The sequence below is a fragment of the Mesorhizobium sp. M0862 genome, assembly GCF_040319795.1.
GTDB lineage: Bacteria > Pseudomonadota > Alphaproteobacteria > Rhizobiales > Rhizobiaceae > Mesorhizobium.
This window is the reverse complement of the sequence record NZ_JAMYOJ010000001.1, coordinates 303,581-329,793: the sequence shown is the minus strand read 5'-3', so window position 1 is coordinate 329,793 and position 26,213 is coordinate 303,581. Positions and strand designations below refer to the sequence as shown.

At 62.7% G+C, this 26,213-nt stretch carries 29 protein-coding genes and 2 pseudogenes; 16 read left to right on the top strand and 15 right to left on the bottom strand.

Going from position 1 to position 26,213, the window contains the following annotated elements:
- Positions 1-56: 56 nt before the first annotated feature.
- From accD to NKI15_RS01655, 4 genes are all read right to left on the bottom strand, one after another.
- On the bottom strand, positions 57-983 hold the full coding sequence (gene accD, locus NKI15_RS01670; RefSeq protein ID WP_023672292.1) for an acetyl-CoA carboxylase, carboxyltransferase subunit beta: 927 nt from the start codon (positions 981-983) through the stop codon (positions 57-59).
- A gap of 101 nt (positions 984-1,084) precedes the next feature.
- A complete protein-coding gene (gene trpA / locus NKI15_RS01665; protein WP_023693067.1) occupies positions 1,085-1,924 on the bottom strand; it encodes a tryptophan synthase subunit alpha in 840 nt (279 codons plus the stop codon).
- Positions 1,925-1,926: 2 nt separating this feature from the next.
- Entirely contained in the window at positions 1,927-3,177 is a 1,251-nt protein-coding gene (gene trpB / locus NKI15_RS01660) for a tryptophan synthase subunit beta (RefSeq protein WP_023672290.1), read from the bottom strand.
- 90 nt (positions 3,178-3,267) lie between these two features.
- Positions 3,268-3,927, bottom strand: coding sequence for a phosphoribosylanthranilate isomerase (locus tag NKI15_RS01655; protein WP_023693066.1), 660 nt, complete (start codon positions 3,925-3,927; stop codon positions 3,268-3,270).
- A gap of 109 nt (positions 3,928-4,036) precedes the next feature.
- Here NKI15_RS01655 and NKI15_RS01650 point away from each other — a divergent pair, with 109 nt between their 5' ends.
- Positions 4,037-4,255 (top strand): hypothetical protein, encoded by a 219-nt coding sequence (locus NKI15_RS01650; RefSeq protein ID WP_023672288.1) that lies wholly within the window; start codon positions 4,037-4,039, stop codon positions 4,253-4,255.
- Between the two features lie 18 nt (positions 4,256-4,273).
- On the opposite strand, the gene NKI15_RS01645 is transcribed toward NKI15_RS01650, so the two are convergent.
- The 4 genes from NKI15_RS01645 to NKI15_RS01630 all read right to left on the bottom strand — a co-directional run bounded on the left by NKI15_RS01645 (position 4,274) and on the right by NKI15_RS01630 (position 7,753).
- Positions 4,274-5,032 (bottom strand): M48 family metallopeptidase, encoded by a 759-nt coding sequence (locus NKI15_RS01645; protein WP_023693065.1) that lies wholly within the window; start codon positions 5,030-5,032, stop codon positions 4,274-4,276.
- Positions 5,033-5,230: 198 nt separating this feature from the next.
- Entirely contained in the window at positions 5,231-5,716 is a 486-nt protein-coding gene (locus NKI15_RS01640) for a DUF2852 domain-containing protein (RefSeq protein WP_023672286.1), read from the bottom strand.
- 117 nt (positions 5,717-5,833) lie between these two features.
- On the bottom strand, positions 5,834-6,976 hold the full coding sequence (locus NKI15_RS01635) for a benzoate/H(+) symporter BenE family transporter (RefSeq protein WP_352514414.1): 1,143 nt from the start codon (positions 6,974-6,976) through the stop codon (positions 5,834-5,836).
- Positions 6,977-6,982: 6 nt separating this feature from the next.
- Positions 6,983-7,753 (bottom strand): alpha/beta hydrolase, encoded by a 771-nt coding sequence (locus NKI15_RS01630; RefSeq protein WP_023672284.1) that lies wholly within the window; start codon positions 7,751-7,753, stop codon positions 6,983-6,985.
- A 246-nt stretch (positions 7,754-7,999) separates the two neighbouring features.
- On the opposite strand from NKI15_RS01630, the gene infC reads away from it, so the two are divergent.
- The 8 genes from infC (at position 8,000) to NKI15_RS01590 (ending at position 15,101) form a co-directional block, all read left to right on the top strand.
- Positions 8,000-8,536, top strand: coding sequence for a translation initiation factor IF-3 (infC, locus tag NKI15_RS01625; RefSeq protein ID WP_023744911.1), 537 nt, complete (start codon positions 8,000-8,002; stop codon positions 8,534-8,536).
- Between the two features lie 132 nt (positions 8,537-8,668).
- Positions 8,669-9,307, top strand: coding sequence for a methyltransferase family protein (locus tag NKI15_RS01620; protein ID WP_023681388.1), 639 nt, complete (start codon positions 8,669-8,671; stop codon positions 9,305-9,307).
- A 184-nt stretch (positions 9,308-9,491) separates the two neighbouring features.
- Entirely contained in the window at positions 9,492-9,695 is a 204-nt protein-coding gene (rpmI, locus tag NKI15_RS01615) for a 50S ribosomal protein L35 (RefSeq protein WP_006201248.1), read from the top strand.
- A 39-nt stretch (positions 9,696-9,734) separates the two neighbouring features.
- Complete coding sequence (gene rplT, locus NKI15_RS01610; protein ID WP_027049077.1) at positions 9,735-10,136, top strand: 50S ribosomal protein L20; 402 nt, start codon at positions 9,735-9,737, stop codon at positions 10,134-10,136.
- A 296-nt stretch (positions 10,137-10,432) separates the two neighbouring features.
- On the top strand, positions 10,433-11,485 hold the full coding sequence (gene pheS / locus NKI15_RS01605) for a phenylalanine--tRNA ligase subunit alpha (protein ID WP_032891898.1): 1,053 nt from the start codon (positions 10,433-10,435) through the stop codon (positions 11,483-11,485).
- A complete protein-coding gene (locus NKI15_RS01600) occupies positions 11,482-11,928 on the top strand; it encodes a GFA family protein (protein ID WP_023681387.1) in 447 nt (148 codons plus the stop codon). The genes pheS and NKI15_RS01600 overlap by 4 nt, the downstream gene beginning before the upstream one ends.
- Before the next feature lie 2 nt (positions 11,929-11,930).
- Positions 11,931-14,339 carry a phenylalanine--tRNA ligase subunit beta gene (gene pheT, locus NKI15_RS01595; protein WP_031195816.1) on the top strand — a complete coding sequence of 803 codons (2,409 nt, stop codon included), beginning with the start codon at positions 11,931-11,933 and terminating at the stop codon, positions 14,337-14,339.
- 159 nt (positions 14,340-14,498) lie between these two features.
- Positions 14,499-15,101: a nucleotidyltransferase family protein gene (locus NKI15_RS01590; protein WP_023725578.1), complete on the top strand. Its 603-nt coding sequence runs from the start codon at positions 14,499-14,501 to the stop codon at positions 15,099-15,101.
- A 219-nt stretch (positions 15,102-15,320) separates the two neighbouring features.
- On the opposite strand, the pseudogene NKI15_RS01585 reads toward NKI15_RS01590, so the two are convergent.
- Positions 15,321-16,311, bottom strand: a pseudogene (locus tag NKI15_RS01585) (aldo/keto reductase).
- Positions 16,312-16,407: 96 nt separating this feature from the next.
- On the opposite strand from NKI15_RS01585, the gene NKI15_RS01580 reads away from it, so the two are divergent.
- From NKI15_RS01580 to NKI15_RS01565, 4 genes are all read left to right on the top strand, one after another.
- Positions 16,408-17,298 (top strand): LysR family transcriptional regulator, encoded by an 891-nt coding sequence (locus tag NKI15_RS01580; RefSeq protein ID WP_352885640.1) that lies wholly within the window; start codon positions 16,408-16,410, stop codon positions 17,296-17,298.
- A 58-nt stretch (positions 17,299-17,356) separates the two neighbouring features.
- Positions 17,357-17,935, top strand: a complete 579-nt coding sequence (locus NKI15_RS01575; protein ID WP_352885639.1) for a cytochrome b — start codon at positions 17,357-17,359, stop codon at positions 17,933-17,935.
- A 68-nt stretch (positions 17,936-18,003) separates the two neighbouring features.
- The gene (locus NKI15_RS01570) at positions 18,004-18,579 is read left to right on the top strand and encodes a YceI family protein (RefSeq protein ID WP_023681381.1); all 576 of its coding nucleotides are present in this window, start codon (positions 18,004-18,006) and stop codon (positions 18,577-18,579) included.
- A gap of 78 nt (positions 18,580-18,657) precedes the next feature.
- Positions 18,658-19,644: a Gfo/Idh/MocA family protein gene (locus NKI15_RS01565; protein WP_023714484.1), complete on the top strand. Its 987-nt coding sequence runs from the start codon at positions 18,658-18,660 to the stop codon at positions 19,642-19,644.
- A gap of 85 nt (positions 19,645-19,729) precedes the next feature.
- Here NKI15_RS01565 and NKI15_RS01560 read toward each other — a convergent pair whose 3' ends face one another.
- Both NKI15_RS01560 and NKI15_RS01555 read right to left on the bottom strand, forming a co-directional pair.
- The gene (locus NKI15_RS01560) at positions 19,730-20,524 is read right to left on the bottom strand and encodes an alpha/beta fold hydrolase (RefSeq protein WP_352885638.1); all 795 of its coding nucleotides are present in this window, start codon (positions 20,522-20,524) and stop codon (positions 19,730-19,732) included.
- 106 nt (positions 20,525-20,630) lie between these two features.
- Positions 20,631-20,996 (bottom strand): VOC family protein, encoded by a 366-nt coding sequence (locus tag NKI15_RS01555; protein WP_023693054.1) that lies wholly within the window; start codon positions 20,994-20,996, stop codon positions 20,631-20,633.
- Positions 20,997-21,142: 146 nt separating this feature from the next.
- Here NKI15_RS01555 and NKI15_RS01550 point away from each other — a divergent pair, with 146 nt between their 5' ends.
- Positions 21,143-21,451: a hypothetical protein gene (locus NKI15_RS01550; protein WP_352518988.1), complete on the top strand. Its 309-nt coding sequence runs from the start codon at positions 21,143-21,145 to the stop codon at positions 21,449-21,451.
- A gap of 32 nt (positions 21,452-21,483) precedes the next feature.
- A complete protein-coding gene (locus tag NKI15_RS01545; protein ID WP_352518989.1) occupies positions 21,484-22,374 on the top strand; it encodes a sigma-70 family RNA polymerase sigma factor in 891 nt (296 codons plus the stop codon).
- A gap of 30 nt (positions 22,375-22,404) precedes the next feature.
- On the opposite strand, the gene NKI15_RS01540 is transcribed toward NKI15_RS01545, so the two are convergent.
- Positions 22,405-23,133: a GntR family transcriptional regulator gene (locus NKI15_RS01540; RefSeq protein ID WP_023728829.1), complete on the bottom strand. Its 729-nt coding sequence runs from the start codon at positions 23,131-23,133 to the stop codon at positions 22,405-22,407.
- A gap of 147 nt (positions 23,134-23,280) precedes the next feature.
- On the opposite strand from NKI15_RS01540, the gene NKI15_RS01535 reads away from it, so the two are divergent.
- A complete protein-coding gene (locus NKI15_RS01535; protein WP_352885637.1) occupies positions 23,281-23,823 on the top strand; it encodes an autotransporter in 543 nt (180 codons plus the stop codon).
- Between the two features lie 132 nt (positions 23,824-23,955).
- Here NKI15_RS01535 and NKI15_RS01530 read toward each other — a convergent pair.
- The 3 genes and pseudogenes from NKI15_RS01530 to NKI15_RS01520 all read right to left on the bottom strand — a co-directional run.
- Positions 23,956-24,081, bottom strand: a pseudogene (locus NKI15_RS01530) (LysR family transcriptional regulator); the annotation flags it as partial.
- A 617-nt stretch (positions 24,082-24,698) separates the two neighbouring features.
- Positions 24,699-25,313: a short chain dehydrogenase gene (locus tag NKI15_RS01525; RefSeq protein WP_352514409.1), complete on the bottom strand. Its 615-nt coding sequence runs from the start codon at positions 25,311-25,313 to the stop codon at positions 24,699-24,701.
- Between the two features lie 22 nt (positions 25,314-25,335).
- The gene (locus tag NKI15_RS01520) at positions 25,336-26,208 is read right to left on the bottom strand and encodes a dihydrodipicolinate synthase family protein (protein ID WP_352514408.1); all 873 of its coding nucleotides are present in this window, start codon (positions 26,206-26,208) and stop codon (positions 25,336-25,338) included.
- Positions 26,209-26,213: the final 5 nt, after the last annotated feature.

The window sequence follows — 26,213 nt, the reverse complement described above, 5'->3', positions numbered from 1 at the left end:
ATCCTACGCATGCGCGCAGGTGCACGCAATCGCGGTTTGCGGCCAGAAATGTCGCGTCAGGCCTGCGGGCGGGCTTCCGTCGGGATGACCGACGGCGGCAGGATTTCCGGCTCCAGCGGCTTTTGCTCCTGCGGCAGTTTGAGCAGGATTTTCAACAGCCGTGAAATCGTCTCGCGCAGTTCCAGCCGCGACACCACCATATCGACCATGCCGTGCTCCATCAGATATTCGGAGCGCTGGAAACCGTCCGGCAGTTTCTCCCGGATGGTCTGCTCGATGACGCGCGGGCCGGCAAAGCCGATCAGCGCGCCGGGCTCGGCAATGTGGACGTCTCCCAGCATGGCGTAGGAGGCGGTAACGCCGCCGGTGGTCGGGTTGGTCAAGACGACGATGTATGGCAGGCCGGCTTCCTTCAGCCGGTCGACGCCGATCGTGGTGCGCGGTAACTGCATCAGGGACAGAATGCCTTCCTGCATGCGCGCGCCACCGGAGGCGGCAAACAGGATCAGCGGCCGCTTGCGCTGCAAGGCGACCTCGAAACCGTGCACAATGGCGTCACCCGCGGCCATGCCGAGCGAGCCGCCCATGAAGGCGAAATCCTGCACCGTCACCACAACCGGCAGGCCTTTGACCGTGCCCAGCGCGTTGATGATGGCGTCTTCCAGGCCGGTCTTGGCCTTGGCGTCCTTCAGCCGGTCCGTGTAGCGCTTCTCGTCGCGGAACTTGAGCGGGTCCTGCATGACCTTGGGGTTTTCAAGCTGCTCGTATTTGCCGTCGTCGAGGAAGAATTTCAGCCGTTCCTTGGCCGAAATCTTCATGTGATGGCCCGATGACGGGATGACGAACTGGTTGGATTCCAGGTCCTTGTGAAACACCATCTCGCCGGTCTCGGGATCCTTGATCCAGAGATTCTCGGGCATGTCGGTGCGCCGGCCGAGCATCGAATTGATCCTCGGGCGAACGTAATTGGTGATCCAGTTCATCGCTTCGGCTCCTGTCCTGACGAAGAGTTGGCTCGTGCATGTCGCCCAAAAGTGGGAACCGGTTTTGGGATAACGACTTGCACAAGACCTAAGTAGGGAAACTATTCGGCAGCAGCAAGGCGGGCCGAACGCACGCCCTGAGACAGTCCGCTGACCAGGGTGGCGACGGCCTCGGCCGGGTCGGCGGTCTTCTCGCCCTTCGGTCCTAACACATTGGCGACCGCGTTGACGATCGCGGTGCCGACGACGACGCCATCGGCATTGGCGCCGATAATGCGCGCCTGCTCGGCGGTCTTGACGCCGAAGCCGACGCAGACTGGCAAGTTGGTGTGGCCCTTGATGCGCTTGACCGCGGCGGCAACCTTGCCGGTGTCGGCCAAAGCCGAGCCGGTGATGCCGGTCATCGACACGTAATAGACGAAGCCCGACGTATTCTGCAGCACCTTGGGCAGGCGCTTGTCGTCGGTGGTCGGCGTTGCCAAGCGGATGAAGTTGATGCCGGCCTTCAGCGCCGGAATGCAGAGTTCTTCGTCCATCTCCGGTGGCAGGTCGACGACGATCAGCCCGTCAATGCCGCTGGCGATGGCGTCCTTGAGGAAGCGATCGACACCGTAGATGTAGATCGGGTTGTAGTAGCCCATCAGCACGATCGGCGTTTCATTGTCGGTGGCGCGGAAATCAGCCGCCGTCTTCAGCGTCTTGACCAGGGTCTGGCCACCTTTCAGCGCCCGCAGGCCAGCGGCCTGGATCGCCGGTCCATCGGCCATCGGATCGGAAAACGGCATGCCCATTTCAATGATGTCGGCGCCGGCCTTGGGCAGCGCCTTCATGATCGACAAAGCGGTGTCATAGTCGGGGTCGCCGCTCATGAAATAGGTGACGAGCGCCGGGCGGCCCTCGGCTTTCAGTTTTGCCATGCGGCGGTCGATGCGGGTCACCATGATCAGATCTCCATGCCCAGCATCGAGGCCACTGTGTGCACATCCTTGTCGCCGCGTCCCGACAGGTTGACGATGACGATCTGGTCCTTGTCCATATCCGGCACGATCTTGACCGCATGCGCGATGGCGTGCGCGGATTCCAGCGCCGGGATGATGCCTTCGACGCGTGTCGTCAGCTTGAAGGCTTCCAGCGCCTCGTCGTCGAGGATCGGCACATATTCGACGCGGCCGGAATCGCGCAGCCAGGAATGTTCGGGGCCGACGCCGGGATAGTCGAGGCCGGCTGAGATCGAATGGCCGTCGAGGATCTGGCCGTCGGCGTTCTGCAGGAGATAGGTGCGGTTGCCGTGCAGCACGCCGGGCGCGCCGGCATTCATCGAGGCGCAATGCTCGATGCCGTCAAGGCCGCGGCCGCCGGCTTCGATGCCGATGATGCGGACTTCTTTGTCATCCAGGAACGGATGGAACAGGCCGATGGCGTTCGAGCCGCCGCCGACAGCGGCGATGATGGTGTCGGGTAGCCGGCCTTCCTGTTCGAGGATCTGGGCGCGCGCCTCGATGCCGATCACCGACTGGAAGTCGCGCACCAGCTCCGGATAGGGATGCGGACCTGCGGCGGTGCCGATCAGATAATAAGTGTCCTCGACATTGGTGACCCAGTCGCGCAACGCTTCGTTCATGGCGTCCTTCAGCGTGCCGTGACCGGCGGTCACCGGCCGCACTTCGGCGCCGAGCAGCTTCATGCGGAAGACGTTGGGGCTTTGGCGGGCGACATCGGTGGCGCCCATGTAAACGACGCAGGGAAAGCCGAAGCGCGCCGCGACCGTGGCCGCGGCAACGCCGTGTTGACCAGCGCCCGTCTCGGCGATGATGCGCTTCTTGCCCATGCGCTTGGCCAGCAGGATCTGGCCGAGGCAGTTGTTGATCTTGTGCGAACCGGTGTGGTTCAAATCCTCGCGCTTGAAGTAGACTTTGGCGCCGCCCCCGAGGCCCTTCGCCGAGGAAACCTCACGAAGATGCTTGGTCAGGCCTTCGGCGAAATACAGCTTTGACGGCCGCCCGGCATAGTGGGTCGACAGATTGGTCAACTCGGCCTTGAAGTCCGGATCGTTCTTGACCTCGTTCCAGTGCCGCTCGAGGTCGAGGATCAGCGGCATCAGCGTCTCGGCCACGAAGCGGCCCCCGAAGATGCCGAACATGCCCTGTTCGTCGGGTCCCGTGCGGAAGGAATTGGGTGTCGCCGGCTTGTTCATCGCCGATCTCCTGGTCTTGGTTCTGAGCATGTCTTATCGGAAAACCGGTTCCCACTTCTCCGGAACATGCTCGGGTTCGAAAGAAGTGCCTCAGGCAGCGCGGTCGTCGCGCGCGGCCCTGACGGCCCGGAAAAACTGCTCGATCAGCGCCGGATCCTTGACGCCCGGGCCGCTTTCCACCCCCGACGAAATGTCTATCGCGGGCGGATTGGCTGATATCAGGGCGTCGCCGATATTGGCGGCGTTGAGCCCACCGGAAAGCATGTAATCGAGCCCGGCGTCAAGGCCGGCCAGGATGCGCCAGTCAAAGGCGACGCCATTGCCGCCCGGAAGTTGCGAGCCCTTTGGTGGCTTGGCATCGAACATGAAGCGATCGGCAACGCCGATGAACGGCTTTAGCCGCTCGAGATCGGCTACCTCACTGACGGAGAACACCTTCATGACAGGCAGGCCGTAGCGAGCTTTCACCTCTGCCACCCGCTCGGGCGTCTCCGTGCCGTGCAACTGCAGGATGTCGGGGCGCATTTTGGCGACGATCTCATCCAGGAACGCGTCATCGGCATCGACGGTCACGGCGACCGCCCTGGCCTTGCCGATTGCCGCCTCGCGCAGGCGGCCGGCTGCCGCAGGCTCGACATAGCGCGGGCTTTTAGCAAAGAAGATGAAGCCGACATGGCTGGCGCCGCCGGCCAATGCCGCGGCCATTGCCTCATCGGTCTTCAATCCACAGATCTTGATATCGAGCGCCATGGCGCGGGGCTTGGCACGAAACCGGCCAAGAGTCGAGAAAAAGCATGCTGTTTGCCGGCAACGCCAAAGGCGCTACCTATTGATGGGAGAAGCAAGGCGGAGCAGACGAATGGCCGACCAGAGCATAGCCGAACTCAGGCAGAAGATCGCGCAAGCGCGCGACGTCATCGCGCATCTGATGCAAAAGGCCGCCTTCGACGGGGCAGAAGCGCACCGGGTCCTGGATTATTTCGGCAGCGATGCGTTCGAGCAGAATTTCCTGCCATGGCCGCGCCATGGCGACGAAGGGCTGCGGCCTGAAGAGCTTAATGCGGCCAATGATGATTGAGCGCGGCGCTGGCGCAGGCTAATCGAACACAATCGCCTGCAACGCCCCACCATTCCTCTTCAGCCAGTCCTTGCAGCGGTCGGTGTCGGGGCAGAGCTGCTCGCACAGTTTCCAGAATTTCGGGCCGTGGTTCATCTCCTTGAGATGCGCCACTTCATGCGCGACCAGGTAGTTTATCACCGGCGTCGGCGCCATCATGATGCGCCATGAGAAGGACAAATTGCCGTCGGAAGTGCAGGAGCCCCAGCGGCTCGACGTGTCCTTGAAGCGGATCGCCTTGGCGCGCTTGCCGATGGCTTCGGTATGCTTGACCACCAGCTTCTCGATGTCCTTCTTGGCCTCGCGCTTGAGGAAATCGGCGATGCGGCGCGGCAAATGTATGCGCTCGCCATGGACGATCAGCAGCGGACCGCGCTCGTCGCGCGACACGGTGACGGTGCCGCGTTTCGACGGTTCGTGGACGATGCGATGCGCGACGCCGCGTATCGGGATCTTGATGCCGGGGCGCACTTGCGGCCGTGTCGGGACCTTGGCCAGACGCTGCTCCAGCCAGCCCTGGTGGCGGTGAAGGAATTTCTCCACCTCGCCGCGGCGCAGGCCCGGCGGCACGGTGATGCGCAGCCCCTGGCCGCCCGAATCGATGCGAAGCGTCAGCCGCCGTGCGCGGGCGCTCTCGACGATCCTGAGCGGCAGTGTGCGGCCGGCAACGACGTGCTCTCGCTCTTCGACAGGCGAGGGTTTTGGTTTGGTCAGGTTGCGGAAAAAGCCGAAGGACATGGCTGAACGATACGCGATTCGAGGAAAACGACCAGAACAAAAAAGAAACGGCGCCGCTCGCGCGACGCCGTCCATCATGCCAAGGCCTGTCTTACAGCGCCGCGCGTCTCTGACGCGCACAGGACGCTGTAGCACTCTAATTCGGCGCATGAACCTTTCCGAAAATCGGTTCCGATTTTCGGGGTCATGCGCGCAGCCTCAGTCGTCAAGCAGGTTCGGGCCCTTGCGCTTGGGGGTCGCGGGCTTGGCCGTTTCGGCCGAGCCTGTTTTCGCAGGCGCCGTCGACTTGTTGCGGTTGGCCATGAAGCGGTCGAACTCGTCCTGGTCCTTGGCGCGGCGCAATTCGCGGGCGTACTCATCGAACTCGCTCAGCATCTCGTCGAGCTTGCGACGCTCTTCGGCGAGGCGTTCGAGTTCCTTCTCGCGCCAGTCGTCGAAAGCGACATTGCCGGTGCGGGCCGAACCGTGGCCCCAGCGCGCGGCCTTGTCGGAACCGCGGCGGCAGCCGGCGAAGATGCCGTCCGTGGCGCGGTTGACGTCGCGCTTGAAGCCGTCAAGCCGGTCGCCCCAGATGATGTAGGCGAGCATGGCGAAGCCAAGCGGCCAGAACACCATGAAGCCGATCACCATCAACGCGATGGTCGCCGGCGTCCAGGCCGGGCGGATCAATGCGGATGTGTTCATTTTCTCCCATTCCTTCGGTTGGAGACAGCCAAGAGCGGCTGCGTGGATTCGAAATGGGATGAGAAAAACGGCGATTCAAGACAACGCCCGCCAAAACCGGACAACAGCCTGAAATGATTATCGCTTTTTGAGCGCTTCGAGGAAAAGCACAAGGAGGCCGGCGACCAGGCCCCAGAAGGCGGCGCCAACGCCGAACAAAGTCAGCCCCGACGCGGTGACAACGAAGGTGACAGTAGCCGCCATGCGCTGGTCCTCGTCCTTGAGCGCGATCGACAGCGCGTTGGCGAGCGATCCCATCAGCGCCAGGCCGGCGACCAGAACGATCAGGCTCTGCGGCAGCACTGCGAAGATCGCCACCAGCGAGGCGCCGAAAACCGCGAAAATCAAATAGGCAAGTGCATAGAAGGGTCCGGTCTTCCAGCGCTCGGCCGGGTCGGGATGGACGTCCGGCCCGGTGCAGATCGCCGCAGAGATCGCGGCCAGATTGGTGGTCGAGCCGCCAAACGGCGCCGACAGCAGCGAGAACAGGCCGGTGACGCCGATCAGCGGGCCGGGTTCGGGGTGATAGCCGGCGGCGCGCAAGACGGCGAGACCCGACAGGTTCTGCGACGCCATGGTGACGAGGTAGAGCGGCAGCGCCAGGCCGATGACAGCTGCGGCGCTGAAATGCGGAGCAATCAGCGTCAGCGTCGACAGTTCCGGCGCCGGCAGTCCGCCGACGCGGCCTGTCAGGAAGGCGGCGATGCCGCCGCCGATCAGCACCGCCAGCACCGACAGCGCCGGGTTGAACAGGCGAATGACGAAGAAGGCCGCGATCAGCGGCAGGATCAGCCAGGGGTCGACCGGAATGGTCTTGACGGCATTGAGCGCGAAGGTGACGACGATGCCGGCCAGCATGCCGGACGCGACCGACGTCGGTATCCTTGATATAAGCTGGGTCAGCGGCTTGAACAGGCCGGTGGCGATCAACATCAAGCCGGTGACGATGAAGGCGCCGACCGCATCGGCCATGGTAAAGCCGCTCGATGCCGCCATCAGCGCCAGGCCTGGTGTCGACCAGGCGGTGATGATGGGCATTTTCGTGCGCCAGGACAGCCACAGGCATTCGATCGCCATCGCCACGCACACTGCCGTCACCCAGCTCGCGGTTTCGGCTTGCGTGGCGCCAACCGCCTTGGCGGCGGCAATGACGACGGCCAGCGTGCCGCCGAAGCCGACGATTGCCGCGACAAAGGCGGATATCGGGATGGAAATGCGCATTCTTGCCTACCCCGCCCGCCGAACCATGTCGGCCACCGCCCTCAGCAGCATGTCGAGATCCTGCGGCCGCGACAGGCGGTGGTCGCCGTCGGGAATGAGCGACAAAGTGACGTCGTCGGCTGGCAGCAGCGAGACCAGCTTCAGCGCATGGCTTGCCGGCACGTCGGCATCGGCCAAGCCCTGCAGGATGTGGACCGGGCAATGGGTATCGATCGGCCCGATCATGACCCGGTTCGCTCTGCCGTCCTCGATCAGCGCGCTTGTGTAGATGTAAGGCTCGGCGGAATAGTCCGAAGGTTCTTCGAAAAAGCCTTTCTCCCGAAGTTCGCGCCTCTGTGCCTCCGTCAGAGCCGGCTCGACCAGCTCGGCGGTGAAATCCGGCGCCGGCGCGAGCAGCACCAGGCCAACCACATTGCTGTCGCCCGCCTTGCGCAGCTCCTGCACCATGCGCAGCGCGATCCAGGCGCCCATCGACGAGCCGACCAGGATTTGCTTGCCCTCGGTGAAATGCCGGAAGGCGGCGAGGCTCTCGCCAAGCCATTTCGAGATAGTACCGTCGGCAAAGGCGCCGCCGGATTCGCCATGGCCGGAATAGTCGTGGCGCAGATATGCGCGGCCTTCCCTGGCCGCCCAATCCGACAGCGTTTGCGCCTTCGTGCCCAGCATGTCGGATTTGTAGCCGCCGAGCCAGACGACGCCGGGCGTTGCGCCCGAGGAATGGCGAACCGCGATATCGATGCCGTCGACATCCAGCAGGGTTGGGGTGGTCGCGGTCATGGCTGTGGATCAATCCTGGTTCTGGGGACCTGATTGTGGGAGCCTGATTTTACTCGCTGGTCTTTTGACACAGGCACAGGCGAGGCGGAAAGTGCTCGCGACATCCTTTGTTTGGTGCAGGCCTGCGATCAGGGTGATTTTCTGTCAGCGCTGTGCTATTGACTCCGCCCGCGCGCTCACCACATTGGCGCGTCCTGAACATTCTAGATTGAAACCCTGAACGAAACGGCCAAGGAGACCACGACCATTCGCAGACCTTTCAAAGCAGCGGCGCCCACCAAGGATGGCCCGCGCTCAAACCGTGATATCCGGGTTCCCCGGGTCCAGCTGATCGACGCCGATGGCCAGAACCGCGGCGATATTTCCATCAACGACGCATTGCTGCTCGCCGAAGAGGCAGGGCTCGATCTGGTCGAGATCTCGCCCAATGCAGTGCCGCCTGTCGTCAAAATTCTCGATCTCGGCAAATTGAAATACGCCAACCAGAAGAAGGCGGCCGAGGCGCGCAAGAACCAGAAGGTCATCGAGATCAAGGAGATCAAGATGCGCCCGAACATCGACAGCCATGACTACGAAACCAAGATGAAGGCCGTGCGGCGCTTCTTCGAGGAAGGTGACAAGGTCAAGCTGACGCTGCGCTTCCGCGGCCGCGAGATGGCGCATATGGAACTCGGCATGCAGCTCCTGAACAAGGTGCGCGAGGAGACGGCTACCATCGCCAAGGTCGAAGCCGAGCCGAAGCTGGAAGGCCGCCAGATGATGATGGTGCTGGCGCCGCGCTAGATCAGTTCGGGCGTTGCGCTCTAAATCCGCCTGAATCCTGTCTCATGGCGTCCCGGCGATCGGCGGGACGCCGATTCTCCTGTCCAGACGCCGCGATCGCCGGCAAAGCTTCTCGACAATCGGATTCCCGACATGGCCAATGAAATCAACCCTGCGCCCATCAAGGAGCTGGGCGGCTACCAGCACATGCGTCGCATGGTGCTTGCGGTGCTGGTGGTGGTGCTGTTTGCGGCACTGCTGTTCGGCCAGTCGACCTTCCCGCCCGATACCCCGGTGCATGAAACGATCGAGATGGTCGGCGTGCTGCTGATCTTCCTTGGCGTCGTCGGCCGCTTGTGGTCGACACTCTATATCGGGGGGCGCAAATCCTCCGAAGTGGTCACCGGCGGCCCCTATTCGATCACCCGCAATCCTCTCTACGTGTTCTCGACCGTTGCCGCCGCCGGCGTCGGGGCGCAGATCGGCTCGTTCTCCGGCATCGTCCTGTTTGCGCTTTTGTGCGCCGGCGCCTTCCACATCGTCATCCTGCGCGAGGAAAGGTATCTCAAGGAGGTTCTCGGCGCGCCCTACACAGCCTATCTGGCGCGGGTGCCGCGTTTCTTCCCCCAGCTGTCGCTCTACCAGGAAGGCGACACCGGCAGCTTCAAGCCGCGCCTCTTGCTGACCACCTTGCTCGACGGGCTGGTGTTTCTGGTGGCGTTGCCGGTGTTCGAGACCATCGATGGCGCCCAGCAATCGGGCATTCTGCCGGTGCTGTTCAGGCTGCCCTGATCGCGGACAGAGCGTCGCAGCCGCTCGGGTGTTGCGCGCCAGCCCGCTTTGACGTATAGGACCGCCGTTCCAAGAAAACCGCCCGGCAGGGCATGCCGTGGCGGTTTCATTTGCTTTTCGGGCTTTTGGTCCGCCCGAAGCGAACAAGAAGCGCGATTGTGCGCCACCAATACGGAGTAGCAAAATGCCCAAGATGAAGACCAAATCGGCCGCCAAGAAGCGGTTCAAGATCACAGGTACGGGTAAAGTCCTGTCGGCTGCGGCCGGCAAGCGTCACGGCATGATCAAGCGTTCCAACAAGTTCATTCGAAATGCCCGCGGCACGATGGTTCTGGCTGAACCGGATGGCAAGAAGGTCATCAAGAATTTTCTGCCGAACGGCCTCTGAGCATTCGGTTTCAGGAACAGCGTTTAAGGAGATCATGACATGGCACGCGTAAAAAGAGGCGTCACCTCGCACGCCAAGCACAAGAAGGTCCTGAAAGCCGCGAAAGGCTTCTACGGCCGCCGCAAGAACACCATTCGCATCGCCAAGCAGGCGGTCGAAAAGTCGATGCAGTACGCGTATCGCGACCGCAAGAACCGCAAGCGCTCGTTCCGCGCGCTGTGGATCCAGCGCATCAACGCCGCGACGCACGAGCATGGCCTGAGCTATGGCCGCTTCATCGACGGCCTCAACAAGTCCGGTATCGAGATCGATCGCAAGATCCTGTCCGACATGGCCATCCATGAACCGCAGGCGTTCGCCGCACTCGTGGCCAAGGCCAAGGTCGCGCTCGAATATCTGAAGAACACCACCCCGAATGCTTTTGAAAGCGCTGTCGCCTAGAGCATGATGCCAAAAAGTTGCTGACTTTTTGGACAACATCATGCTCAGGGAAATTTAGCGAGGAGCGCGATCTTTCCGAAAGGTCTGCAACTTTTCGGGATCGGGCTCCGAGCCCAGCGCTTCCCAGCATTCGCAATTCTGATTGGGGAACCCGCGCTGGCACGGCTGGCGCGGGTTTTTCTTATGGCTGAACTTTCAACTTGAAAGTGACTTTCACCTCAAAGTTGACTCCCAACACAGCGAGTTTGACCGTGAACGACATAGCTACCGGCTTGGATACTCTCGAAAACTCCCTGATGGCCGACGTCGCGTCGGCCGCCGATGAGGCTGCTATCGAAGCCGTGCGCGTCGCGGCTCTCGGCAAAAAGGGGTCGATCTCGGAATTGCTGAAGACACTGGGCGCGATGAGCGCCGAGGAGCGCCAGGTCAAGGGCCCCGCGATCAACGGCCTGAAGAACCGCGTCACTGAAGCGCTGACGACACGCAAGGCCGAGCTGAAGGATGTGGCGGTCACGGCGCGCCTTGCCGCCGAGACGGTCGACGTGACGCTGCCGGTGCGGCAATCGCCGGCCGAGCGCGGCCGCATCCATCCGATCAGCCAGGTCATCGACGAGATCGCGGCGATCTTCGGCGATCTCGGCTTTGCCATCGCAGAAGGTCCCGATGTCGAGAGCGACTATTACAATTTCACCGCGCTGAATTTCCCCGAAGGGCATCCGGCGCGCGAGATGCACGATACCTTCTTTTTCCAGCCGGACGAAAAGGGCGAGCGCAAGCTGTTGCGCACGCACACCTCGCCGGTACAGATCCGCACCATGGAGAAGCAGAAGCCGCCGATCCGCATCGTCATTCCCGGCAAGACCTACCGGCAGGATTCCGACGCTACCCACTCGCCGATGTTCCATCAGGTCGAGGGGCTGGTGATCGACAAATCGGCCAATGTCGCCAACATGAAGTGGGTGCTGGAAGAATTCTGCAAGGCTTTCTTCGAGGTGCCGCAGGTCAAGATGCGCTTCCGGCCGTCGTTCTTCCCGTTCACCGAGCCAAGCCTCGAGGTCGACATCCAATGCGACCGCTCGCGGCCCGGCGAAGTGCGCTTCGGCGAAGGCTCCGACTGGATGGAGATCCTCGGCTGCGGCATGGTCCACCCCAATGTGCTGCGCGCCGGCGGGCTCGATCCCGACGAATATCAGGGCTTTGCCTGGGGCATGGGAATCGACCGCATCGCCATGCTGAAATACGGCATGCCGGACCTGCGCGCCTTCTTCGACGCCGATGTCCGCTGGCTGTCGCATTACGGTTTCCGGCCGCTCGACATGCCGACGCTGTTCGGAGGTCTTTCCGCATGACGGCGCCGCACGCCGGTGGCTGCCGCTGCGGCGCGGTACGGTTCGAGGCCTCGGTCGAACCGCACCATGTCAGCTATTGCCATTGCGGCGATTGCCGGCGCGCCAGCGGCGCGCCGGTGTCGGCCTTTGTCGGCTTCCTTACCGAGCAGGTGGCTTTCACCGGCAAGGCACTGAAGATGTACGAGAACGGCCCGGTTACACGCTCGTTCTGCGGCATTTGCGGCTCGCCTATCGCCTATGTCGACGAGCGGCTGGAAGACCACATCTATTTCATGCTGGGCGCCATGGACATGCCGGCTTATTTCCGGCCGACGCACCATGCCTATGTGCGCGAGCAGCTGCCCTTCGTGCATATGCCCGACGACTTGCCGCGCCATTTGAAGACAAGCGTGCCCAGACCCGATGGACAAGGTCCGGGCGGGTACAGACAAAACGGAACATAGTGATGAAACTCACCCTTTCCTGGCTCAAGGATCATCTCGACACCGACGCCACGCTCGACGAGATCGTCGAGAGGCTGACCTCGATCGGCCTCGAAGTCGAGCATGTCGACGACAAGGCCGGCCTGAAGCCGTTCGTCATCGCCAAGGTGCTGACGGCGGTGCAGCATCCCGACGCCGACCGGCTGCGGGTGCTGACCGTCGACACCGGCAATGGCGCAGCCCCTGTCCAGGTGGTGTGCGGTGCGCCGAATGCCCGCGCCGGCCTGATCGGCGCCTTCGCCGCGCCCGGCGCCTATGTGCCCGGTATCGACGTGACGCTGACCGTCGGCAAGATCCGCGGCGTCGAGAGCCATGGCATGATGTGTTCCGAGCGCGAGCTGGAGCTGTCGGATGAGCACAATGGCATTATCGACCTGCCGGCCGATGCGCCTGTCGGCACCAGCTTCGCGGCTTACGCGCATCTCGACGATCCGGTGATCGAGATCAATCTGACGCCGAACCGGCCGGATGCGACCAGCATTTACGGCGTCGCCCGGGACCTGGCGGCAAGCGGGCTTGGCCGGCTCAAGACCGCGCCGGTCGAAGCGGTCCCTGGCAAAGGTGAAACGCCGGTCAAGGTGACCATCGAGGCGCCGGAGCTCTGCCCCGGTTTCGCGCTGCGCCTGGTGAAAGGCGTGAAGAACGGGCCGTCGCCGAAATGGCTGCAGCAAAGGCTGATCGCCATCGGCTTGCGCCCGATCAGCGCGCTGGTCGACATCACCAACTACGTCACCTTCGACCGTGGCCGGCCGCTGCATGTGTTCGATGCCAAGAAGGTCGCCGGCAATCTCGTCGTGCGCCGCGCACGCGACGGCGAGAAGGTGCTGGCGCTCGACGGGCGCGAATACACGCTGACGCCGCAGATGTGCGTGATCGCCGATGATAATGGCGTCGAATCGATCGCCGGTGTCATGGGCGGCGAGCATTCCGGCTGCGACGAGAGCACCACGGACGTGCTGATCGAATCCGCTCTTTGGGATCCGATCACCACGGCCCGCACTGGCCGTACGCTCGGCATCATCACCGATGCCCGTTACCGTTTCGAGCGTGGCGTCGACCCAGAATTCATGGTGCCCGGCGTCGAGCTGGCGACAAAGCTTGTGCTGGAGTTCTGCGGCGGCGAGCCGACGGAAACCGAGGTCATTGGCTATGCCGGCTACAAGCCTAAGATCGTTTCCTTCCCGATCTCGGAAGTAAAGCGGCTGACCGGCACCGAAGTGCCGAAGGCGGAAAGCCTCGACATCCTTTCGCGCCTCGGCTTCGAGCCGCAGGGCTCGGACGACATCGTCGATGTGGCGGTGCCGTCCTGGCGGCCCGATGTCGATGGCAAAGCCGACCTGGTCGAGGAAGTCATGCGCATTCACGGCGTCGACAACATCGCGCCGCAGCCGCTCGGCGCTCATGACGCGGTCAATTCCAAGATCCTGACGACGCTGCAGGTGCGCACCCGCATTGCCAAGCGCTCGCTCGCCGTGCGGGGCATGCTGGAGGTTCTCACCTGGTCGTTCATCCCGGCCAAACACGCCGAACTGTTCGGCGGCGGCCAGACGGCGCTGAAGCTCGCTAATCCGATTGCAGCCGACATGTCCGATATGCGGCCCTCGTTGTTGCCCGGCCTGATCGTCGCCGCGCAGCGCAATGCCGACAAGGGGATCGGCGATGTCGCGCTGTTCGAGGTCTCCGGTACCTATGAGGGCGACGGCCCCGACCAGCAGCGGCGCGTTGCCGCCGGTGTGCGCCGCGGCACCGCCAAGCTCGACGGTTCCGGCCGCAGTTGGGCCGGCAATTCCGGTCCGGTCGGCGTGTTCGACGCCAAAGCCGACGCGATTGCAGCGCTGGAAGCCTGCGGCGCGCCGGTCGACAGGCTGCAGATCGAGCCAGGCGGTCCGGCCTGGTATCATCCCGGCCGCTCCGGCACGATCAAGCTCGGCCCGAAGACAGTGCTCGGCACCTTCGGCGAGTTCCACCCGAAGACGCTGGAGGGGTTGGACGTTTCCGGACCGATCTGCGGTTTCGAGGTCTATATCGACGCCGTGCCCGAGCCGAAGGCCAAGCCGACGAAAACCAAGCCAAAGCTGGAGCTGTCCGCCTTCCAGGCGGTGAAGCGCGACTTTGCTTTCGTCGTCGACAAGACGGTGGAGGCCGGCGCGCTGGTGCGCGCGGCGCTCGCCGCCGACAAGAAGCTGGTCACCGGCGTTTCGGTGTTCGATGTGTTCGAGGGGGCATCTCTCGGGACCGCCAAGAAGTCGGTTGCCATCGAAGTATCTATCCAGCCGGTTGAAAAGACGCTCACCGACGAGGATTTCGAGGCGCTGGCCAAGCGCATCGTCGACAATGTTGGCAAGCAAACGGGCGGCATGCTGAGAACGTAGAGCGGCTAACGCCGCCCTACGTATTTCGACTTCAGGCAATTCTTAGGGAAAGCGCGTCTTAGGGAAAGCGCGGCGCGCTTCCCAGTAAAACCGCTACACACTTTTCCTGGAATTGCTTCTGAGGATTGCCGGCAGTTGCGAATCGCTCTCCAAAGGGCGATGGACCATCTGCGCTATTCCGGTCTGCCGTTCGAAGCCCAGCGCGAAGCGTTTCTCGCCATGGTGTTGGCGGATGCGCTCGTCAGCGACGCGCTGGAGCGGGCCCGCACGCTGGCGTTGCCGGACTGGCTGGTGGTGTCCGGCGCGCTCTACAACAGCGTCTGGAACCACCTGACCGGCAAGCCGCCGGGCTACGGCATCAAGGATGTCGATCTCTTCTACTTCGATGACAGCGACCTGTCCTACGAGGCCGAGGACGCGGTCATCCGTCGAGCCGCGCAGCATTTCGAGGGGCTGGCTCTGCCGGCCGAGGTGCGCAACCAGGCACGGGTGCATCTGTGGTATCCGCAGAAATTCGGCCAGCCCTGCCCGCGCTATACGAGTTCCAGCGAGTCGGTGAGCTATTTCGCCTCGAAGACGCATGCGGTCGGGGTGCGATACGATGCCGATGGGCAGCTTGAGGTCGTGGCGCCGTTCGGGCTGGATGACCTCTTCGCGTTTCGCATCACGCCCAACCGGCTGATGGATAACAGGCGCACGCATGAGGCCAAGGGGGCGAGGGCGAAGGCGTGCTGGCCGGAGATTACGGTGGTGCCTTGGTAATACGAAATGGCGGCGCGAGGCACCCCCCTCTGGCCTGCCGGCCATCTCCCCCGCAAGGAGGGAGATTGGCAGCTTCATCGTTGGCGCACTTTCTGCAACGTTGGTGATTGGCGAAAACAGCGACGACAGCCGATCTCCCCCCTTGCGGGGGAGATGTCCGGCAGGACAGAGGGGGGTGCCGCGCGCCGACTTCTCAGGGCGCCAAGCTCCCCCGCTTGTTCACCCATTCACCAGCGCCAACAGTTCCTCCGTATAGCGCTTGCCAACCACCTTATCCGGCGACAGTGCGTCGCCAATCGCCGCCACCTCGGCCGCGCTCAGCTCGATCCCGACCGCCGCCGTGTTCTGCTCGAGATGGCGTATCTTTCTTGCGCCGGGGATCGGCACGATGAAGTCGCCCTGGTGCAGCACCCAAGCCAGCGCCAGCTGCGCCGATGTGACGCCTTTTTCCACCGCCAGCTTTTCCAGCGTCGCAACGACCTTGGCGTTTGCCGCCATGGCGTCGGCCTGGAAACGCGGCAAGGTGCGGCGCCAATCGTCGTCGCTGAGGGCCTCGGGCTTGGCGATGGTGCCGGTGAGCAGGCCGCGACCGAGCGGGCTGTAGGGGACGAATGCCGAGTTCGCGGCAGACATCGAACACTTCGTCTTCGGGGTCGCGGCTCCAAAGCGAGTACTCACTCTGCACGGCAGCGATCGGATGCACGGCGTGCGCCCGGCGGATGGTGGCGGCACTGACCTCCGACAGGCCCAGCGCCCGCACCTTGCCATCGCGCACCAGCTCGGCCATGGCACCGACCGTGTCCTCTATCGGCACGCCGGGATCGACGCGGTGCTGGTAGTAGAGGTCGATAACATCGGTATCGAGCCGCTTCAGCGAGGCTTCGGCCACCGCCTTGACGTGCTCCGGGCGGCTATCGACGCCGACCATGCGTTCGAGGCCTGAGCCTTCCTCGGAAATCTTGAAGCCGAATTTGGTGGCGATCGTCACCCTGTCGCGCACCGGCTTCAACGCCTTGCCGAGAAGGATCTCGTTCTCAAAGGGACCATAGACTTCGGCGGTGTCGAAAAACGTCACGCCGATCTCGACAGCGCGGCGCAGCGTGGCGATTGCATCCGCCTCGGCCTGACCGCCATATGCGAAGCTCATGCCCATGCAGCCGAGGCCGACGGGGAAGACTTCGAGTTCAGTACCAAGTTTGCGGGTTTTCATGGCGCATCTCCTTGTTGCGATGAAACAGAGATAGCGCCTAGCTTTACGTTCGATAATTGGCTGTCATTCGCACGGGCTGTTCTATAAAATAGAGTAATGAACCGAGCGCATCTTTCTCAACTCGCTGTACTGGCAACAGTCGCCCAATGCGGTAGTTTTCGCGGCGCGGCGCGCGAACTGGCCATCGCGCCCTCGGCAGTTAGCCATGCCGTGTCCAGCCTGGAGGCGCGGCTGGGCGTGCGGCTTTTGGCGCGCAGCACCCGCAGCGTGGCACCAACGGAGGAGGGCGCGCAGCTGCTCGAACGGCTGCGGCCGGCGCTGTCCGAGATCGATCTGGCGCTGGAAACGGCGATCGAGGCGCGCGACCGGCCGGCCGGCAACCTGCGGCTGACCGTGCCGCGCACCGCGGCCCACCTGGCATTGACGCCCAGGCTCGGCGGCTTTGCCGCGGCCTATCCCGACATCGTCCTGGAAATCGTCATCGAGGATCGCTTCACCGACGTCGTCGAAGGCGGCTTCGATGCCGGCGTGCGGCTCGGTGAGAGCCTGCAGCGCGACATGATCGCGGTGCGCATCGGACCGGACCTTCGCGGCGCCGTGGTCGGCGCGCCATCCTATTTCGCGACCATGCCAAGACCCCGCCATCCGCGCGATCTTGCCGACCACCGCTGCATCCGCTTCCGTTTTTCCAGCGGCATTCTTTACCGCTGGGAATTCGAGAAGGATGGCGAAGAGATCGAGATCGCGGCGCAAGGTCCGCTGATCCTCGACGAAGACCATCTGATCGCCCAGGCGGCGGTCGACGGCGCTGGGCTCGCCTTCGTCTTCGACGATTATGTGCGCGCGCCGCTCGCCGACGGTCGCTTGATCCGCGTGCTGGAAGACTGGTGTCCGCCCTTCGACGGTTTCTTCGTCTACTACCCCAGCCGCCGCCAGATGCGCCCGGCGCTGCGGGCGTTTGTTGATTTGTTCAAGGTCGGTGCTTAGCCACCTCCCCACAAGGGGGAGGGTGGAAGAAAGCCCAGCTGCCATTCGTTCACCAGCCATGCCGGCATTCATCACCAACAACTCAACCCGCTACGGCTGGGCGGCGATCGTCCTCCACTGGCTGATCGGCATCCTGTTCATCGGCCAGTTCATGCTCGGCTTCATCATGGTGCGGTTGACCAGCCAGCGCACCGCCTTCGAGCTGATCCAGCTGCACAAATCCTTCGGCTTCCTGCTGCTCGGCCTCCTCATCCTGCGCATTGCCTGGCGGCTCGGCAATACGGCCCCGGCCTTGCCGGCCTCGGTCGGAGGCCTGGAGCGTCGGACGGCGCCGCTGGCGCATCTGGCGCTTTATGGCTTCCAGCTCGCGGTGCCGCTGTCCGGCTGGGCACTGGTTTCGGTGTCGATGCTGGAGATACCCAGCATGCCGTTCAACCTGTTCGTGATGCCGAACCTGCCGCTCGGCGTGTCCGATGCGGCGGAAAACTTCTGGGCGGTAGCACACTGGTATCTCGCCTATGCCGGCATTGCCTTGGTCGCGCTGCATGCACTGGCGGCACTGCGGCATCATTTCTGGCTCCACGACAGCGTGCTCACGCGCATGATCACGCCTTCGTCAGATCAGGACATGGAATAGGGCGCGCCGCGCATTCGTTCATTGGAGTGAGGGCGCAACACTTCGCCTGCCCCAGAAGGACAAAACCCATGTATGCGCGCATCTTCGGATTGGCGGCTGTTGCCGCTTGCCTTGCCATGCCTGTCTCCGCCGCTGTGGACCTCGGCGACGCCGCCGGCAGCTACACGGTCAACCCGGCCAGCTCCAGCATTCGCTTCTCCATCGGCAAGGTCGGTGGCGGCGGCCTCGACGGCGCCTTTGGCCGCTTCAAGGGCTCCATCCGCATCGACAACAGCGATGTCGGCCGTTCCGCGGTCAACTTCACCATCTATCCCGAAAGCGTCGGCACCGGCCAGGGCCGCATCGACGCCTTCCTGCGCTCCGATGCGGTGTTCGACGTGGCCAACAGCCCCGAAATCCAGTTCCGCTCGACCAGCGTAACCCGAACCAGCGACACCACGGCGCTGGTCAGCGGCCGGCTGACGGCGCGCGGCAAGACGTTTGCGGAAAAGTTCACTGCCGAGCTCGGCGGGCTGAAGGGCGGCGTCATTAAATTCCACGTCACCGGCAAGGTGCTGCGCTCCCGGTACGGCATGGATGTCGGCACGCCGATCTATTCGAATATCGTCAATTTCGACATGACGCTGACGGGCAAGCGAGGCTAGCAGGACCAGCGATCCGCATTGGCTTTTCCCGCAATTTCGGGCAAACCTCCTCGCCTGTAAATCGATAGGAGAAGCCTGATGTTCCGATGGGGTGTTTTGTCGACGGCCAAGATCGGCCGCGAGCAATTGTTGCCGGCAATCGTCGAGGCCGAGAATGGCGTTTTGTCCGCGATCGCCAGCCGCGACCTGTCGAAGGCCGAGGCCCTGGGCGAGCGGTTCGGCGCCAGGCATGCCTTTGGTTCGTATGAGGAGCTTCTCGCTTCGAAAGACGTCGACGGCGTCTACATCCCGCTGCCGACCTCGCAGCATGTCGAATGGACGGCCAAGGCCATCGAAGCGGGAAAACATGTGCTGGTGGAGAAGCCGCTGGCGCTCGACGCCAAGGACATCGCGCCGCTGATCAAGCTGCGCGACCAGAAGAAGGTGCTGGTCTGCGAGGCCTTCATGGTCATCTACCACCCGCAATGGATCAAGGTGCGCGATCTCATCGCCGATGGCGCCATCGGCCGGCTGCGCCATGTGCAGGGCGCCTTCTCCTATTACAATGTCGATCCCACCAACATGCGCAACCAGCTCGATCTCGGCGGCGGCGCGCTGCCTGATATCGGCGTCTATCCGACGGTGTCGACGCGGTTTTCGAGCGGCAAGGAGCCGCTGCGCGTGCAGGCGACGATCGAGCGCGACAAGAAATTCGGCACCGACATCTATTCCTCGATCCGCGCCGATTTCGGCGATTTCGAACTGTCCTTCTATCTGTCGACGCAGATGGCGGCGCGGCAGGTGATGGTGTTCCACGGCGAGAAGGGTTTCATCGAGGTGTTCTCGCCATTCAATGCCGGGCTCTACGACCATCACCGCATCGAATTGCACAACCAGAACCATACGGAGGCGCAGGTGTTCCGCTTTCCCGGCACGCAACAGTACCGGCGCGAGGTCGAGACGTTTGCCAGGGCGGCACAGGGCGGCAAGGAGCGTGTCTTCACGCTGGAGGAGTCCGTACTCAACCAGAAGGTCATTGACGCCATCTTCCGCGCCGGTGGCAAGGAAGGCTGGGAGGCCGTCTGATACAGCAATCTTAGCCGGTAATTTCATGGGAGAAGGGCGTCCGCATTGTGCATGCGGACGCTCCTTTCCTATTGGACTGACGATCTCACGCGCCTCTGAGCGTCAGGTGCAAGGTCTCGGCGAAGCGGTCGGGATAGGGCGCAAAGCCCATATGGTCGCCGGGGAAGGCGGCGCGCTTGCTGCCGAGCCTGTCGGCCAGCGCCTTGCCCATGCCGTCGATCGGCTGGCCGATGGACTCTTCGCCGATGCCGACCACGACCGGGCGGCCGCGCAGCGCCTCGATATCGGGACGGTAGAGCGACAGCGGCATGACGCCATGCGCCAGCCAGTATTCGAAATTGCCGCTGACCCTGGCAAAGGTCTCGGCCTCCTCGGGCGACGGTTCGAACGAAGGCGGTCCGTCCTGCGGCCCGGCTTCATCCTGACCCGGCCCTTCCGACAGGCTGTTCTCGCTGAAGAATTTCTGCATCGCCGCCTCGACGCCCTGGCTGCGATAGGTGTCGTGCAGGTCGCGCATGCCGGCCAGTGACGGCGACGGGTCGTCGAGCAGCATCATGCTGGGCGGCTCATGCGCCACCAGCGCACGAACCCGGCCGGGATGGCGGGCGGCGAGGTTGAGCCCGATCTGGGCGCCGCCGCTGGTGCCGAACACATAGGCCGGTCCGGCGCCAAGCGCCTCGATCAATCGCGCGGCATCGTCGCCATGGACATCGAGGTCCTGCTCTTGCGGCTCTCCGTCGAAGGTGCTGCGCGAATTCCCGCGCGGATCATAGGCGACCACCGTGTAGCGGTCGGCGAGGTGGCCCGCGACATCGGCGAAGACGCCGGCGTCCTGCGGTCCGCCGGGGATTATCAACAGTACGGGGCCGGAACCGCGCATCTCATAATAGAGGCCGCGCCCGGTACTTTCAGCGTCGACGTTTGGGGGGTCATGTCCATCTCTCCTGTTGTTCTCATGTCAAAGTTCGGCTTTGCGCCGGGTCCGATCATTTGCCGGTCACAACCATGCGGTTGCCCTCGCTGTCGCGGAATTCGGCGACCGTGCGGCCCCGCTGCCAAGGCGCTTCCTGCGGCTCGGTGATGATTTCGACGCCGCGCGCCTTCAGGCCCGCGACCGTTGCCTCGACATCGCCATCAACGAGCACCAGCACGGGCTCAGTGCCCGGCGTGTCATCGGGGCGTTTGACGAAATGCAAATTGGTGACGGCGCCGGGAAATGTCAGCTCGATCCAGCGCCAGCCGCTGTCGCCCATCAGCTGGTCCTCCGCCACCTGGCAAGCAAGATGTCCGGTGTAGAAGGCCTTGGCGCGGTCCTGGTCGAACACCGGCAATTCGGCAAACTGGATGTGCATGATGGGTCTCTCCTGCTCCTCGATGGCTGCCGCGCAGCCGTCCACGGGAAAGACGATCCGGACGATCGAAAAGATTCGCCGGGCGACGAATCTTTTCGAGGCCGCGAAACGTCTTCTCGATGCAGACTTGAAAACAGGAGACGACAATGGGCTACAATCTCATCCGCTACGGCGTGAAGGACGAAAGCATCGCCGAGAACCGTATGCTGGTTGCACAGGTGTTCGAGGCACTCGACGACACGAATCCGCAATCCGTGCGCTACCTCGTCCTGGAACTGGAGAATGGCGAGTTCATCCATCTTGTCAGCCAGGATGGCGACGGCCTGACCGGGCTCGCAGCCTTCAAGGCCTTCAGCGCCGATCATGCCGGACGCCGCTCGACGCCGCTTGCCAGATCGCCGGCAAAGATCGTCGGCAATTATCGTATGCTGGCCGGCGAGGTCGTGCCGGCTTGAATGCAAAGACCGGCATTTTGGGAACGGACAGGATGAACACAGCAAAACTCGACCGCGTTGCCCTGGAGGCGATGCTCGGCTCCTTGCGACCGAAGCTGCACCGCTACTGCGCCCGCATGGCCGGCTCGGTAATCGATGGCGAGGACATCGTCCAGGAGACACTGATCAAGGCACTGCAGGCCATCGACGGCGACGCCGCCGTCGAGCGTCCGGAGCAATGGCTGTTCCGCATAGCCCACAATGCCGCGCAGGATCATCTGCGCCGGCGCCAGCGGGAGCAGGCGCGCATGAGCGAGACCGACATGACGACGATCGAAGACCCCTCCGCCAGCGCCGATGCGAGGCTCGCCACCGCCGCCAGCCTGCGAAGCTTCATGCAGCTGGCAACAGTGCAGCGCAGCGCCGTGATCCTTGTCGACGTGCTTGGCCTCAGCCTGCACGAAACCTGCGAAGTGTCCGGCGCGACACTGGCCGCGACCAAGGCGGCGCTGCATCGCGGGCGGTCGCAGCTGCGCCTGCTGGCCTCACAGGAGGAGCAAGCGCCTGCCCCAAAACTCGACATCAACGACGAGCGGCGCCTGCGCCGCTATGTCGACCTGTTCAACGCGCGCGACTTCGACGCCGTGCGCGCGTTGATCGCCGAGGATATCCAGCTTGAAGTCGTCAACCGCACCCGCATGCGCGGCAAAGCGCAGGTTTCCAACTATTTCGGCAATTACGACCGTGTCCAGGATTGGGCGCTGTCGCTCGGCTTCGTCGACGGCAGGCCGGCCATCCTGATCCGCAACCCGCAAGCGGGAGATGACGCCGTGCGCGGCTTCATGCTGGTCGACTGGCAGGATGGAAAGGTCAGCCATATCCGCGATTTCCGCTACGCGCCCTATTGCCTTGCCGATGCGGACATCCGCTTCATCGACGGGTAAGCATCGGCCAGAGAGCGCAGGCTTCGCGCCTCAGGCGAAGCTTTGCAAATTGGCGTCCTGCAGCTTGGAGCCGGCGAGCAAGGTCTCGAGCACCTGCTTCTTGAGCGACAGGCACTGCGAGCGGGCAAGCTTTGCGATGGCCGAGACCTCGGCCAGCTCGCAGGCAAGCACCAACTCCTTCTGCTGGCCGATGATCGCTTGCGTGAAGTCGCGCGATTTGAAGCCGAGATGGAGGACACGCTCCGACTGGTCGAGCGTTTGGTCGAGCAGGCGAACCAGCCGCAGATTGCCGGAGAGTTCAGCCAGGGCCAGGCGAAAGGCGCGGTCGGCCGCCAGAAAGGCGACATGGCTGCGCAGCGTCTCCGGCTTCAGCACCTTCTGCGCCGCCAGCCTGATGTCGTCGAGCCCGCGTTCGGTGAGGTTTGCCGCGGCCACCCGGAACACTTCCGGTTCGATCAGGCTGCGGAGGTCGAAGATCTCGTTGACGTCGCGCAGGCTAAGCGGTGCGATGACATAACCGCGGCGCGGCTCGCTCTTGATCAGCCCTTCCTGCGTCAGGCGGGCCAAAGCCGAGCGGATCGTCGCCTTCCTGATCTGGTAGCGGTCGCCGATCTGCTTTTCGGTCAGGCTTTCGCCGGGTTGCAGGACGCAGGCGACGATGTCGCTCTTCAGCTGCTCATAAGCTTCCTCGCTGCGCAATATGTCGGCGGTCGACGGCGCCTTGACGGCGGACGGTGACACTGATTTCGGAAGAGCCATATCTGCCTGCCCGTTTGGTCTGCCCGTTTGGTCTGCCCGCGTAGTCTGCTTGCCCGTTTCGACCATCCGGTTGACGGGTCTGTCGGCATTCGCTAGCCTGAGCATCTCAGCTGTATTGGTTGAGCTTCCCAATGGAGATGACGACAAATGTCTCTTGCCGCCAACTCGCCTCTCTACGCCGTAACCGCCGGTATCGTCAACGCAGCCAAAGGTGCTCATGCCATCGAACGGGTCAAGGCGGTGCTGCGCGAACACACCGACCGCTTCCATGCATCAGGCGTGCTCGCGCATGAGGAAGACGACGATGAGGTGCTGCTGCATGCCAGCCCTGACTTGACCATCTACCACATCACGCTGTCGCCCGGCCTGCGGTGCCCGCCGCACAACCATCTGATGGATGCGCTGATCGGCATCTACAAGGGTAGCGAGACCAACTTCATCTATCCCGTCGACGGCAGCGAGATCGATGCGCCGGAACGCCACGACATCGCGGCGCCCGCGGTGGTGCACATGACCCCTGATACCGTGCATGCGGTGGCCAACACCGGCATCGCCCGCTCAGGCGCACTGCATGTCTATCTCGGCAATCTGACGGAGACCCACCGCCACATGTGGAGCCCGGACAGCACCCACGCCGAGCCGTTCGACAATGAGCGGTATCTGGCTGGGGCGAGGCCGATTGGGCCCTGACCGGGAAAGCGGAAGAAAAGTGAGCCTGCTGCGCAGCGGCGCGAGCGAGCGTTCTGCGTCGCCGCGCCCAGATAACAGTCCCCGCGTACCGGCCATTTCAAGACATCGCAGCGAGTTTATAGCGCAGTCAGGCTGACGACTGGGGTAATAAATGAAGAAGCCCGGAGGCGGCGTCCAGTTCTCCAGCACTCGAATGAGGCGGTGCTCGGCAACGTGTTCCGCGACCTGCTCTTCATATGTGAGGCCAAGACCGGCTAGCGGATCGCAGGAAATCACAGTTTCGGCGGAAATGGCGCGCCCGAAGAGAAGCAGCGCACGATCGCCTTAAGCATTGATTCTGTTTATCTATTTTCATCGTATCGTAGCACGCCTGTAGCATGAATCGGCGACAAAGGCCAGTGCGGCTAGCCGAAAGATTGGGGCACCGATCTTGCAACGCTTGCGTTGGCAATGACTGATCTGGGCTGAGGGCGGACGTTCCGGCTTTCGGGATGTTTGCAGTCCGGAAGCAGACGTTCATGCACAGTGTGGCTTGCAACGCGGTGCACGAATTCCGGCATGAAAGCATCTCAATCAGTTCGATCCGGAAACGCTATTGCCTCTCCCGACGCAGCGGATTGCGTTTCGTAGACGTACACCAATCGCGGTAATGGTTCCGGTCATTGTTCTGCGGTTATCGTCGGCAAGGTGACAGTCCGGGTAGACGAGCATAGCGATCTGGCTGAATGGCTCTGTGAAAATACGGGGGCGCTCTAGAGTGGTGATCGATGTGTCGCCGCTCAAACGTGCCCAATGCAACAAGCGGGCCGAGGTCTTCATATCCAGAGTATTTCCCTGCGCCAGCTCGCAGATCTGCCCGTTGTGCCACATTCGGGTCAGCGATCTCGTGACCATCCAATCCTGTAAACGCATCCTGTTTGCTTGCCTTCGACACATTTGACGTAACCAAGCACCACGTCGTTCGTCGCGACGGCCTTCGAACCCCGGAAGTAAGGACCGTAGAGTGCAGAGGACTCCTCGAGCATAGTCGGACCCACCAGATTGATCCGACGATCTTGCCGAAGCTCAATTGCAGCACTTCGGACAAATCCCTCGAGCGCGCCGTTGACGATCGCGGACGATGTCCCAAGCGGTATCGGATCGTCGTTCGTTGGACCGGAGGTCAACGTGAACGATCCTTCCTCGCGAAGGAATTTAAGTCCAAGTCTGACAAGGTTCACCTGCCCCATAAGTTTGCTTTGCAAGCCGATTGCATACTGCTCAATGGTGAACTCCGCGAGCGGGGCGAAATGAACCGTGCCCGCTGTGCATACCAGGGCATCGAACTCGCCGATCTGGCTGAACATTCGACTTATGCTCGAGGGATCGTCGATATCGACCCGGAAATCGCCGGTGCTTCGGCCGACAGCGATGACATCATGCCGTCTGCCGAGTTCGGCCGACACGGCCTTGCCGATCACGCCACTCGCACCAACATGAACGATTCTCACGAAGCCCTCGCCTCTCTTCGCTCTAGACGCCCAACGGTTCAAGCGAACGGCGAAGCTGCGCTTCCTGATCTGCCGATAGCTTTCTTAATGGGCTGCGAACATTTCCTGTCCCGTAGCCGCGCAGTTGCGCCGCTCGAAGCACCGACGGCGTATAGGGCGACCTCCAGATAAAGAGCAACGAGGGCAACATGCGCTGCCAGAGCGCTAGCGCCTGTTCGTACTCATTGCGGTCCACCAATCTATATAGCTCGACCGCTTCAGAAGGCATGTAATTCGCACCGCCCCATATGACGCCGCGTGCCCCGGCCATCAACGCGTAGAGTGTGGTGGTGTCGCAGCCATTGAGGACCGTGCCGCTTGTCTGCAGGTATTCCTGATGGACAGTAAAGTCCCCTGCACTGTCCTTGATGTAGTTGAAGTTCTTCAACTGGCTCAGGCGCTCAAACAGCTGTGGTGAAACCGAAATGCCGGTGGCCTGTGGGATGTTGTAGCCGACCAGGTCGATACCCAGTTCGGCATCGACCGCTTTGTAGAAGTCGAAGATTCCCTGCTCATCACTCGGACCCTCCAGGTAGGGTGGCAGCACCATCAATGCGTCGGCGCCGACGGACTCCGCGTGACGCGACCTTCTGATGACTTCGTCCATATTCAAAGCGGAGGTCTGGCAAATGACGTTGCAGCGACCAGCTATTCGCTTTGCGCCTACTTCGTAGAGGCGGTTGCACTCGGCCTCGGTAAGATAGGGATGTTGCCCGGTCCCTGAGCCAAGCACCAGCCCGTGAACACCTGCGGCGACGTACTTGTCGATCAGATCCTCGAAAATCGAATAGTTGATCGCACCATTCTCATCGAACGGTGTCTGCATTGCCAGATTTATGCCCTTCAGGTCCGCCATGATCT